We start from the raw sequence: 12,102 nt of genomic DNA, 5'->3' as shown, positions 1-12,102 counted from the left end.
CTGAACAGCCTCATGCGGTGTTCGTTCCCGACCGGTTGCGGGTCAAGCGCTATCGGATGATGTAAATCGTGAGGAACAGCCCGATCCAGACGATGTCGACGAAGTGCCAGTAGTACGAGACGACGATCGAGGCGGTGGCCTGGGCGGGCGTGAACTTGCTCATCTTGGTGCGGGCGATCAGGAACAGGAACGCGATCAGACCGCCGATGACGTGCAGGCCGTGGAAGCCGGTGGTGATGTAGAAGACCGAGCCGTAGGCGCTGCTGGCCAGCGTGGTGCCGTGCGCGACCATCTCGCGGAACTCGTTCGCCTGGCCCAGGACGAAGACCAGCCCCATGAGGAACGAGATGAAGTACCAGCGTCGCAGCCCGAACACGTCGCCCCGCTCCGCGGCGAAGACGCCCATCTGACACGTGAACGAAGATGCCACGAGGATGATGGTGAAGACCAGGGCGTACGGCAGATTCAGCTCAGTGGGCTCCGGCGGCCATCCGCCCGTCGCCTGGGCGCGCGCGACAAAGTACATCGCGAACAGGCCGGCGAAGAACATGAGCTCGCTCGAGAGCCAGACGACTGTCCCCACGCTGACCATGTTCGGCCGGTTCAGCGAGTGCACCCGTTGGCTGATGGCGGATCCTGATGTCCCTACTGCGCTCGTCACAGATGGAAGTATGACCCCTCGTAGTAACTTCTGCCCAATCGGGTCCGAAATTGCTCGTAGTGGATTATTCCCGGGCATGCTGACCTGGGAGTTCGGTCCGTTGCGGGAGCATGACGGTGTGTCTCGGCGTGTCAAGCCTGGCAAGTGGTTCGGGACGGACGGGGCGGACGGGACGGACGGGGCGGACGGGCAGTAGCGACGACGAAGGAGGCGGCGGTGGCCGGTGGGATCGGATTTCGTGGCTGGTGGGCCAGGCTGACCGGCGGCGGGCGCGGGGAGCCGTCGCTCGACCTCGCGGATCCGGGGCTCCAGGTGGTCGCGTCGTCGGTGGACGAGGTGGAATCGTGCGGCTCTGTCCTGGAGCGGGCCGCGGCCGCGACTCCGGCGTGGGACGGGGGCGCACCGGCGGTGTCCCGCCACCATCTGTCGGTGACGGAGGACGCGGCTGACCAGGTGGTCGCCATCGGGGCGCAGACCGGGTACACCAGGTATCCGGGCGGCGTCACTGCCGTCGCGGGCGCGGGCGAGGCACACGTGGGCGGCGGCAACCGGGTTCGAGTGACTCTGGCGCGCGTCGAGCGGCTCGACGCGCTGCACTTGGCGCAGGAACGTGCGCGGATGGCGGGACTCGCGCAAAGGTTCGGGGGCACCGTCCTCGGATGGGACGCATTGCAGTAGCGGCACCCACCGCCGGAACCCGCGCGGTCCGCCGCCCGATAAGCTTGCTCAGCAGGTGTGCCCGGCCGGCAGCGGCGGGGGTGCGCGGGAACTGGATCGCACACGAGGCGGGTGGAGATGGATCGGGACGCACAGGCGGCCGCAACGGTTCCGGAGCAGCGTTCGTGGCCCGGCGTCCTCGGCCGCGTGGTGGACGGCGCGGAGCTGGACGCCGGTGACACGAGGTGGGCGATCGACGAGATCTTCGGGGACAACGCCACGGCGGCGCAGATCGCCGCGTTCGGGGTGGCACTGAAGATGAAGGGGCCCACGCCGGGGGAGCTTCGGGGGCTGGCGGACGGGATGCTTTCCCACGCGCGGCTGGTCGACGGTGCGCGTGACGGTATAGACATCGTCGGGACGGGCGGTGACCGCGCCAACACCGTGAACATCTCCACGATGGCGTCGATCGTCGTGGCGGCGGCCGGCGCGCCGGTGGTCAAACACGGCAACCGCGCGGCGTCGTCCAAGTCGGGAGGCGCCGACGTGCTCGAGGCGCTGGGCGTGACGATCGCGCTGGGGCCGCAGGGCGTCGGGCGGTGCATCCGGGAGGTGGGAATCGGTTTCTGTTTTGCGCCCCTGTATCACCCTGCTCTGCGATTCGCGGGTCTTCCGCGCCGCCAGATCGGGATTCCCACGGTCTTCAATGTCCTCGGTCCTCTCACGAACCCGGGCCGTCCGCGGTCGGGGCTCATCGGCTGTGCATTCCCGGACCTCATCGAGACGGTGGCGGGCGTGTTCGCGGAACGCGGCCAGTCCGCATTGGTGGTGCGCGGCGACGACGGGCTCGACGAGCTGACGACCTCCACCACGTCGACCGTGTACCTGGTGGAGGAAGGAGCGGTGTCCAAGCAGTCGCTGGACCCGCGGGATCTCGGCGTGGACACCGTGCCCCTTGATCGGCTGCGCGGCGGGGACGCCGAGGAGAACGCGACCGTGGCCCGCGCGGTGCTCGCCGGCGAGCCCGGGCCGGTGCGCGACGCGGTGCTGCTCAACTCGGCCGCCGCCCTTGCCGCGTACAACGGCGGCACGGGAACCGTCGTCGAGCGGGTCGCGGCGCAGTACTCCGCGGCCGCGCAGGCCGTCGATTCCGGTGCCGCGGCTGCGCTGCTGGAGCGATGGGCGGACGTCAGCGCTCGGGCGGCGGCGGACGAAGCCGCTTCGTAGCGCGCGGAGAGTCCGGGCCCGGAACGCGGTGCGGCTTGTGAGCCTCGGTGGTGCCCCCGTGCGGGAGGCGGCCGGCGCGGCGTCACTCGCCGATCGAGAACGCCTCTTCGACGTCGACGCTGGAGTACGAGCGGAACGCGATGTGGGTGGTGGTGCGGACGATGCCGGCGATCTTGTTGATCCCGCCGGTGACCACGTCGGCGACGGCCTCGTGATCGCGCACCTTGACGACGGCGACGATGTCGACGTCGCCTGCGCAGGAATAGACGGACTCGACGCCGGGGATGTCCGCAATGGCCTGCGCGGCCTCGGGGATCGTGGCGGGTTCCACGGCGGCCAGGACGATGGCGGTGATCATCGGTTGCTCGACTCCTCGTAGTCAGTACGGCTCGGCGCCATTGTCCCCTGTCCGGCCCGGGCGGCGAGGATCACCCCGCGTAGTCGGCCGCGGCGCGGCCGTCGCGCGCCCGCTGCACCCAGCCGGCCCACCGGCCCGCGCCGCGGATCGGGGTGACGAAGCCGCCGGTGGAGCGGACTATGCGGGAGCCGGGGCGGCCGATCCAGCGTGCCACCAGCGACACCTCGCCGCCCGTGGCGCCGCGCAGCGGTCCCGGCCCGGGGATGACCGTCTCGGCGGCAACGGTCAGCGCGTCGACCACCGGCATGGGTGAAGCTCCCCGGGGCGCGCATCCGGCGGCGGCCAGCCGTCCCGACCGGACGACGGCGAATTGCCACCCTCCGGACCCGTCCGGCCGGGCGACGACCAGCTCGTCGAGAGTGGCGAGGGCCCGGAGACGTTGGCAGCGGTCCAACGCGGACACCAGGGAACCGAGCCCGTCACGTTTACGGGCGGCGGTCTCGAACAGGCAGGCCCCGGACAACTCGTCGATGCGCTGCCGCAGAGTCTCCAGCGGAGCATCGTCGAGGCCGTGGATCAGCGCGCGCACGGGTGCGAGGCGCTCCGCATACTCGTCGCGCGTCTCCCCGGGGCGATCGGCCGAGGCGCGGTCCCGGTCGTCGCCGCTGCGGGAGGCCGCGGGGCATCCGCCTATCGCGCCGAGCGTGCTGCAGTCCGCGCCGTGCACGCCGGCGGCGGGGATGCGGTGGTTGCAGGTGCGGATTCCGCATGCCTCCGCGAGCGCCGCCGCGGACTCGGCTGCGGTGTTGCGGCTCCGGAACGGTCCGAGCGAGTCAGGCCCGCAGCGCCGGCGCACGACGACGCGGGGGAACGGTTCGTCGGACAGGTCCACCCACCAGCTGCGGGAGGGCTGCTTGGACGCGCGGTTGTACGGCGGAGCATGCGCGGCGATCATGCGTAGCTCGCGCACCTCCGCCTCGAGCTCGTGCGCACACGTCACGTGGTCGATCCTGTCGGCCAGCGCCACCATCTCCTTCATGCGTGCGCGCTTCTCCGAGCCGGTGAAGTAGGTGCGCACGCGGCGGTGCAGATCCACCGCGGTGCCGACGTACAGCACCTCGTCGGAGGGGCCGCGGAACAGGTAGACGCCGGGCTCGTGGGGGAGAGGATCGGCCAGGTGGCGTTTGGTCTTCTGAGCTTTGCTTACCGGCGACATGTGTGCGAGCAGATCCGGGAAGGTGTGCACGCCCTCGCTGCCGGCACGCCCGAGTAGTCCGTGCAGGACGTCCACCGTGGCGCGGGCGTCGTCCAAGGCGCGGTGCGTGGGCGGGGTGCTGACGTCGAAGAACCGTGCCAGCGCCGAAAGCTTGGCGGACGGCGCCTCGTCGCGGCCCAGCACACGTCGGGCCAGGCGCACCGTGCACAGCACCGGGAATTGCGGCCACGCGGTGTCGGCTGCCGCCGCGGCCGCCTTGAGGAATCCGATGTCGAACCGGGCGTTGTGCGCCACCAGGACCGCGCCGCGCGCGAACTCCAGGAACGGCGGCAGCACGGCGGACATCGGCGGCGCCCCCGCCACCATCGCGTCGGAGATCCCGGTGAGCCGGGTGATGAACGGCGGGATGGGGCGACCGGGGTCGATGAGCGTCGCGAACTCGCCCAGGCGCTCGCCGCCGCGGACTTTGACCGCGCCGATCTCCGTGACCGCGTCCGTGCCCGCTCGACCCCCCGTCGTCTCCATGTCGACGACGACGAAGGTGGTGGTGCTGAGTGCGGCGTCCATGCGGTCGAGCCGAAGTTGCTCACCTCCGGGGTCCCGGGTGGCCGTCGCGTGGTCCGTCACGGCGACCAGAGTAGGCCGCGCCTCCGACAGGGCGCCGGTCCCGATGCGTGGGACGGGAAGCGATGAGCGTCACACTGGTGCGACCCGGCGACCGCGCCGACGCGGCCGCCGCGACCGGCCGTGCCGCCGGGGACGGCGTGGAATCGGCGCTGAACTGCGCGTCAGCGCCGAATCGCGGTGGGTTCGCGGATGTCGACGGGAGCGGGGCCGGCCGGACGGCGGGTCGTCGGGGCCGCCGTCGGTGCGGAGGCGCGCGTCCGGATGGGGGGTTCGCCGCCGTGGCGGCTGGACACGAATGGTGTCCGTTTCGTAATCTTTCCGAGACCTTGCGATGCAACGCCGCGCCACCCGGCGCGGGGCGCAGGTCACCGCCTAATCGATGCGGCGCATCGAATCGGGGACCCACTTGAGTTCTGGGGTGAATCCGCTGCGTGCACCAGCACGTTCGCGGTAGGGCAGTCTTCCTAGCCCGAACCCGTCAGCTAACCCGGTCGGCGGTAAGAGGAAGAAACGGAGACACCTGGGCTGTGGCCAAACACAGGTTGAAGAAGCAGAGCGCGCTGGGCACCACCGCGCGCAGCGCACTCGCCATCGGGGCCGTCTCGGCCGGCACGATCGGGCTCGCAGCCGCGCCCGCCGCCGCGGACACGGTCACCGTGCAGGGCGTCGGGACCTTCGATGTCCCGGAGGGCGTGACCCTGCCCGAGATCCCGACGACGGACGCGATGCTCTCGCAGGCTCCGGCCGGATTCGCGATTCCGGCGGGCATCGATCTGCCGGACATCTCCATCGATCGCGGAGTCTCGGACTCGCTCGGCGCCTCGTCGACGGGCGATTCTCTGGGCTCGACGCAGGACAGCACCGGTGCGCGCGCGCTCGCCGCCGCGGAGAGCAAGGTCGGCTCGCCGTACGTCTGGGGTGCCAACGGGCCCAACGCGTTCGACTGCTCCGGTCTGATCCAGTGGTCCTACGCGCAGGCCGGCGTGCAGCTGCCGCGCACCAGTTACGACCAGGCGGCCGCAGGGCATGCGGTGTCGCTCAACGACCTTCAGCCCGGCGATATCGTGATCTACAACGGCGGTAGCCACGCGGCGCTGTACGTGGGCGACGGGCAGATCGTGCACGCCACCACCTCGGGCGTGCCCGTGAAGTACGCGGACCTCAATGTCATGAACGCCGAAGGGGCCCGCCGCCTCTGATGCGGGCTTCACCTCGGAAGTTGGACAGTCGTCGGCGGATTTCGTAACCTGTTCGCGACCTTGCCGCTCGGCGTCCCGATCGCGACTTCCGTCCGATACGTCCGACCCGTGCGGCTCCGCCGCCCGGCGTGGAGGCGCGCGATGCGCTCGTGCGTCCGCACCGGGCGGGCGAGGGTCACACCGAATGACCGGCCGCCTACCGCGGTCGTGTGAACAGGACGGGGGGAATGCGCGCGGTGGTCTCCAGACACAGCCTGCCTACGCTGCGCGGATCGGTCACGGCGCTCGCCGTGGCGCTGGTCTGCGGTTCGGTGGTGGGGCAGGCAGGCGCGGATCCGCAGCCTGGCCCTGCCGTGCCGATCGTCGACGCGCAGCCCGCGACACAGCCCCCCGCCCCCGCGGCGGACCGGGCGCACCGGGAAGCACCCGACCCGGCCGCGGCGTTCACCGTGCCACCCGCGCCCACGGATCCCGGGGCTGCTGTCGACCAGATCATCACGCTGTCCCACGAGGCCGAGCGTGCCAACCAGGCGGTGCTGGCGCAGCAGCAGCAGGTCGATGCCGCGGTGACCGATCAGCATGCGGCCGAGGCCCGCCGGGATGCGGCGCAGGCCGCTGTCGATGCGGCGCAAGCCGCGGTGGACCGGTACCGCGGCACGGCGGACCGTGTCGCTGCCGCCAATTATCAAGGCGTGCAGGTGAACAAGCTGTACGCGTTGATGCTGAGCAAGTCGCCTCAGCAACTCCTCGATCAGATGTCGGTGCTGGACCAGGTCACCTTCGAGACCGAGCGTCAGTTGGCCGAGTACAAGTCGGCCGAGTCCGATGCGCGTGCGGCGCGCGCGGAGTCGGCGCGGGCGGCGGACGCGGCCGCGCAGGCCACGGCGGCCGCGCAGGACGCCCAGGACCGGCTGCGCGACAAGCAGGAAGCCTTCCAAGGCCGCATCAACGAGGTGCGCGGGCTGTACGGGCAGATGACGGGCGCCGCGCGTGCGCAGCTCGCCGGGGCGTTGGTTCCGGCCGGATTCGACATCGCCGGAATCGTCGGCTCCGGGCCGGAGTTCGCGGCACTCCAGGTGGCACTGACCCGGATCGGCGACCCGTACGTCTGGGGCGCGACGGGCTCGCACCAGTTCGATTGCTCCGGTCTCGTCCAGTGGGCCTACGCCCAGGTCGGCATCGACGTCCCACGCACAAGTCAGCAGCAGGCGCAGGGCGGCACCCCCGTCGACCCGGCCGACATGCGGCCGGGGGACGTGGTCACCTTCTACGACGACGTCTCACACGTGGGGATCTACGCGGGGAACGGGATGATGGTGCACGCCTCCACATTCGGGGTGCCGGTCAAGGTGCAGGCCGTCGACTCCTTCCCGATTCACAACGTCCGGCGCTACTAGGACGCCATGCCCGGCACCACCAAGGCCGCTCACTTCCGGCCCGCGAGAGCCGCGGCAGCCGTTCTCGCGGCGGCGTTCCTGTTCCTCGGGGGCTGTGCGTCCGACGCCGGCACCGGGTCCACCCCGAGCGCGACCGCCGACTCGGAGCCGCTCTCGCCGTTCCAGCAGGCGCGGCACGACGGCGTGAATGCGTTGCTGGCGTCATGGGCGACCGCGCTGCAGAACGACGACGAGGACGCACTCCGGCGGTTGGTGGACCCGCAGGCCGCGCCGGGTTTCCTGGAATCGCAATTGGCGCTGGCGCGCAACCTGGCGTCGGTCGACTTCGCGGACTTCGGATTCCACATCGGGGACGATCCCGAGGTGTTCGTCCCCGCGTCGATAGCGGAGCGGCTCGGCGCGATCGACGCCTGGGGGCCGCCCGTTTACCTGGATTTCCGGCTCGACGGGGTCGACGACGCGATGATTCACACCCCCGTCGGCCTGATCGCCGCGCGGCGCGGCGATCATTGGACTCTGGTGAGCACTCAGGAGCTCCAGGACGGTACCCATGCGACCCTGCCCGCGGGGTCGTGGGCCTACGGCCCGGTTGAACAGACGCCGGTCCCGATCGACGGCGCGGGCGGGTCCCTCGTACTCAGCCACCCCGAGGATGCGGCCGAGGCGGACCGTGTGCGCGGCATTCTGCCGGGCGCGGTCGCCGCAGTCACCGACTTCTGGGGTGAGGGATGGGACCGCACCGTCGTCGTGGAGATCTCCGACAGTGCCGACGAGTTCTCGGGTCTGACCGGCAACCCGGCCGACCGCACGGACGTCGCCGCGGCGACCATCTCGCTCGACTCCGACACCCCCGCGAACGGACAGCGCATCGTATTCGCGCCCGGCGCCCTCACCAGGATGCCGTCCGCGGACGCGCATATGGTCCTGCAGCATGAGCTCGCCCATGCGGCGGTCCGCGCGGACGTGGGGCGCGGCGCACCGACCTGGCTGCTCGAGGGCACCGCGGACTACGTCGCAGAGCGGCAAGTCGGCGTCGTGTCCGCCCCGGCTCCGGTGCCGCTCGTCGCCGCGATGGTCTCCGCGCACGGCGCGCCCGACGAATTGCCGCAGAACAAGGACTTCACGGGGGCCAATGCCGCGCTCGCGTACCGGCTCGCACGCTCGGCGGCGGATTACATCGTCGCCACGTACGGCGAGGACGGGCTGCGCTCGGTGCACGAAGCACTCGGCGTGGGCGGGCTCGACGCCGCCGCGCAAGACCAGGCGCTGGACAAGGCGATCGGCGTCAAGATGAACGACTTCGCGAGCGGTTGGTCGCAGTGGCTGGCCTCGAGGTTCGGTTGACCGGCGGCGGACGTCGCGGGTCGGATCCGCCCGGTCGGCCGGAACCGCATACGGTGTGAGCATGCACAGGACGTTGCTGGTGACCAACGATTTTCCGCCGCGCGCGGGTGGCATCCAGTCATACCTGCACACGTTCGCTGCGCAGCTTCCACCGGAATCCCTCGTCGTGTATGCGCCGCGCTGGCGGAGGGACTCGCACGTGCGTTTCGATGCCGCCCAGCCGTTCGAGGTGGTGCGGCATCCGACGACGCTGATGCTGCCCACGCCGTCGGTGGCGAAGCGCGCCCGGCAATTGGTGCGGTCGCACGGATGCTCGACGGTGTGGTTCGGGGCGGCCGCCCCATTGGCCCTGCTCGGCCCGACGATGCGGAAGGCCGGCGCCGACCGCATCGTCGCCAGCACCCACGGGCACGAGGTGGGTTGGTCGATGCTGCCCGGCGCACGGCGATCACTGCGCCGGATAGGCGACGACGCCGACGTCATCACCTATGTGAGCCGTTACACGCGGGGCCGGTTCGCCGCGGCCTTCGGACCGCGGGCGGCGCTCGAGCACCTGCCGCCCGGCGTGGACAGCGACGAGTTCCGCCCCGATCCGGCCGCGCGCGTGGAACTGCGCCGCCGGTACCGGCTGGGCGAGCGGCCCGTGATCGTGTGCCTGTCCAGGCTGGTGCCACGTAAGGGCCAGGACATGCTCATCCGCGCGCTGCCCAGGATCCGGGCGCGCATCAGCGGGGCGACGCTACTGATCGTCGGCGGCGGGCCCTACTCGGACACGCTGCACGCACTCGCCCGCCGGATGGACGTGGCGGACCACGTCGTGTTCACGGGTTCGGTGCCGGGCGACGAACTGGTGGCGCACCACAACGTGGGCGACGTCTTCGCGATGCCGTGCCGTACGCGCGGAGCCGGGCTCGACGTGGAGGGCCTGGGCATCGTGTTCCTGGAGGCGTCCGCGTGCGGTGTGCCGGTGGTGGCAGGCGATTCGGGGGGAGCCCCGGAGACCGTGCTCGACGGCGAAACCGGGCGGGTGGTCGACGGCCGCGACGTGGGGGAGATCGTCGACGCCGTCGCGTGGGTGCTCGAGGATCCCGACCGTGCCGGCCGCATGGGGGCCGCGGGGCGCGAATGGGTACGGGGCCACTGGCGCTGGGACGTGCTCGCAGGACGGCTGCGCGAACTCTTGTGAACGGCCGGGCCGTCACCTGCCCGATCGTCCCGGCCGTTCCCCTGTGCTGCGGGAACGGCCGGGAAGCGGGTCACTTCGAGTAGATCGCCTCGATGTCCCCGGCGTACGACTCGGCGACGACATTGCGCTTGAGCTTCATCGTCGGAGTGATCTCGCCGGTCTCCTCCGAGAAGTCCTTCGGCAGGATCCGGAACTTCTTGATGGACTCGGCGTGTGAGACGGTGCGGTTGGCGGCCTTGACTGCGCCGTCGATTTCCGCGACCAGGTCGGGGTCGGCAGTCAGATCGGCGACGGTGGCGTCGCCGGTCTTCCCGTTGCGTTCCTTCCACGCGGGCCATGCGTCCTCGTCGATGGTGATGAGTACCGCGATGAACGGCTTCTTATCGCCCACCACCATGGCCTGGCTGATCAGCGGATGGCTGCGCAGGCTGTCCTCGAGCCCGGCGGGGGCGACGTTCTTCCCGCCTGCGGTGACGATGATCTCCTTCTTGCGGCCGGTGATGGAAATGTAGCCGTCCGCGTCGAGCGAGCCCAGATCGCCGGTGTGGAACCAGCCGTCTTCGAGCGCCTCGGCACTGGCGTCCTCGTTGCGCCAGTACCCGTTGAACACGACGGGGCCGCTCACCAGGATCTCCCCGTCTTCGGCGATGCGCGCGGAGTTGCCCGGCAGAGGACGGCCGACGGTGCCCACCTTGATGTGGTCGATGGTGTTCACGGCGACGGCCGCAGTGGTCTCGGTGAGCCCGTAGCCCTCGTAGATGGTCACGCCGATGCCGCGGAAGAAGTGGCCCAGCCGGGCGCCGAGCGGCGCACCGCCGGAGATGGCGACCTCGCATTCGCCGCCCAGTGCCGCACGCAGCTTGGAGTACACGAGCTTGTCGAAAAGCGCGTGCTGGGCCTGCAGGAGCAGCCCCGCGCCGCCGTCGGCCTGCGCCTGGCTCCAGGCGACCGCCACATCGTCGGCACGGTCGAAGATCCGCCCTTTGAGCGGGCTGTCGTCGTGCGCGCTCTGGCGGGCCGTGTTGTAGACCTTTTCGAACACGCGCGGCACCGAGAGGATGAAATTGGGCTTGAACTTCCCGAACGTGGGGACCAGCGTGGGGATGTCGGAAAAGTGCCCGAGCGTGACCTTGCTCTGGAAGGCTGCGATGCTGATCGCGTGCGCGAGGACGTGCGCCATAGGCAGGAACATCAGGGTGCGGCGCCCCCTGCGGAGCTCGGTGTGGAACGCCGCTATGGCGCCCTCGGATTCAGCCAGGAGATTGCGGTGCGTCAGCCGGCAGCCCTTGGGGCGGCCGGTGGTGCCTGAGGTGTAGATGAGGACCGCGGGGCTCTCCGCGGTGAGGCCGCTTACGCGGTCGTCGATGACGGTGTCCGCCACGTCCGCACCGCGCTCGGTGAGGTGTGCGACGGCGCCGTCGGGGGTGTCGCCGCCGGGCTCGATCTGGAAGACCGAGTCCAGGGCCTGCGCCGCGTCGCGGATCTGCGCGACGGTCGCGGTGTGCTGGTCGTGCTCGACGACGAGGACCTTGGCCTGCGAGTCCTCGAGGATCCACTCCACCTGGCCGGCGGAGGAGGTCTCGTAGACGGGGACCGTGGTCGCCCCGGCGGCCCAGATCGCGTAGTCCAGCAGCGACCATTCGTACCGGGTGGCGGACATGAGCGCCACCCGGTCACCGGGTTCCACACCGCAGGCGACGAGCCCCTTGGCCACGCCGCGCACCTGCGCCGCGAAGTCGTCGGCGCGCACCGCGGTCCACCTGCCGTCGATGAGCCGGTCGAACACCGCGAGCGCGGGGTCGGTCGCGCCGAAGTCGAAGACCGCGTCGACGGCCGAGGCGTCGTCGGCGATCGTGAATGCCGCCGGAGTCGTGAATTCTTGCACCTGAGGTCCTCTCGAGCGCCGAAGATCGCCGCGCGCGACGGGTTCGCCAGTGCCGGGGTCGCAATGCCGAAGGCCGATCCGAGTGCGCCGAACTCCTTGCCGAAAAATCTGGGCCGAGTTGTAGGGGGCCGTTGATCCAGGGTGGCCGACCGGGCCGCGGACGGACACGGCCGTACCGGACTCCTGACTCGACGGTCACCATTCCTTGAGGCAGCTTAACCCGCGCGCCCTGCCGGTTGTGCGGTGTCCGCGGCCTGCGGCGCGGAACCGTCGCCTGCGGACGGACGGCGGCAGGAGTGGGCGGCCCTGCGCACGGGGGCGATGTGTGCTCGTTCACCTTGTTGT

General features: G+C 70.8%; 10 protein-coding genes and 1 riboswitch. Of the genes, 6 read left to right on the top strand and 4 right to left on the bottom strand.

Annotated features, from left to right (window positions below; all coding sequences use genetic code 11):
• Nucleotides 1-49 precede the first annotated feature (49 nt).
• Entirely contained in the window at nucleotides 50-661 is a 612-nt protein-coding gene (gene ctaE, locus FO059_RS11970) for an aa3-type cytochrome oxidase subunit III (RefSeq protein WP_143909045.1), read from the bottom strand.
• 216 nt (nucleotides 662-877) lie between these two features.
• Here ctaE and FO059_RS11965 point away from each other — a divergent pair, with 216 nt between their 5' ends.
• Nucleotides 878-1,339 (top strand): hypothetical protein, encoded by a 462-nt coding sequence (locus tag FO059_RS11965; protein WP_143909043.1) that lies wholly within the window; start codon nucleotides 878-880, stop codon nucleotides 1,337-1,339.
• 117 nt (nucleotides 1,340-1,456) lie between these two features.
• Nucleotides 1,457-2,545 (top strand): anthranilate phosphoribosyltransferase, encoded by a 1,089-nt coding sequence (gene trpD, locus FO059_RS11960; protein ID WP_143909041.1) that lies wholly within the window; start codon nucleotides 1,457-1,459, stop codon nucleotides 2,543-2,545.
• A gap of 82 nt (nucleotides 2,546-2,627) precedes the next feature.
• Here trpD and FO059_RS11955 read toward each other — a convergent pair whose 3' ends face one another.
• Nucleotides 2,628-2,903, bottom strand: a complete 276-nt coding sequence (locus FO059_RS11955) for an Lrp/AsnC family transcriptional regulator (RefSeq protein ID WP_143909039.1) — start codon at nucleotides 2,901-2,903, stop codon at nucleotides 2,628-2,630.
• A 70-nt stretch (nucleotides 2,904-2,973) separates the two neighbouring features.
• Nucleotides 2,974-4,686 carry a DEDD exonuclease domain-containing protein gene (locus FO059_RS11950; protein ID WP_233266743.1) on the bottom strand — a complete coding sequence of 571 codons (1,713 nt, stop codon included), beginning with the start codon at nucleotides 4,684-4,686 and terminating at the stop codon, nucleotides 2,974-2,976.
• Nucleotides 4,687-5,105: 419 nt separating this feature from the next.
• Nucleotides 5,106-5,258, top strand: a riboswitch (cyclic di-AMP (ydaO/yuaA leader).
• A gap of 15 nt (nucleotides 5,259-5,273) precedes the next feature.
• Between FO059_RS11950 and FO059_RS11945 the strand changes: the two genes are divergently transcribed.
• From FO059_RS11945 to FO059_RS11930, 4 genes are all read left to right on the top strand, one after another.
• Complete coding sequence (locus tag FO059_RS11945) at nucleotides 5,274-5,945, top strand: C40 family peptidase (protein WP_143909035.1); 672 nt, start codon at nucleotides 5,274-5,276, stop codon at nucleotides 5,943-5,945.
• Nucleotides 5,946-6,181: 236 nt separating this feature from the next.
• Nucleotides 6,182-7,342 carry a C40 family peptidase gene (locus FO059_RS11940; RefSeq protein WP_158726376.1) on the top strand — a complete coding sequence of 387 codons (1,161 nt, stop codon included), beginning with the start codon at nucleotides 6,182-6,184 and terminating at the stop codon, nucleotides 7,340-7,342.
• Nucleotides 7,343-7,348: 6 nt separating this feature from the next.
• Nucleotides 7,349-8,686 carry a hypothetical protein gene (locus tag FO059_RS11935; RefSeq protein ID WP_143909031.1) on the top strand — a complete coding sequence of 446 codons (1,338 nt, stop codon included), beginning with the start codon at nucleotides 7,349-7,351 and terminating at the stop codon, nucleotides 8,684-8,686.
• 61 nt (nucleotides 8,687-8,747) lie between these two features.
• Complete coding sequence (locus tag FO059_RS11930; RefSeq protein ID WP_143909029.1) at nucleotides 8,748-9,872, top strand: glycosyltransferase family 4 protein; 1,125 nt, start codon at nucleotides 8,748-8,750, stop codon at nucleotides 9,870-9,872.
• A 70-nt stretch (nucleotides 9,873-9,942) separates the two neighbouring features.
• Here FO059_RS11930 and FO059_RS11925 read toward each other — a convergent pair whose 3' ends face one another.
• Entirely contained in the window at nucleotides 9,943-11,757 is a 1,815-nt protein-coding gene (locus FO059_RS11925) for an AMP-dependent synthetase/ligase (protein WP_143909027.1), read from the bottom strand.
• Nucleotides 11,758-12,102: the final 345 nt, after the last annotated feature.

Origin of the sequence: Tomitella fengzijianii (assembly GCF_007559025.1) — a bacterium.
Classification (GTDB): domain Bacteria; phylum Actinomycetota; class Actinomycetes; order Mycobacteriales; family Mycobacteriaceae; genus Tomitella; species Tomitella fengzijianii.
Note: the sequence above shows the minus strand (reverse complement) of the source record. Positions and strands in the feature narration are given on the sequence as shown.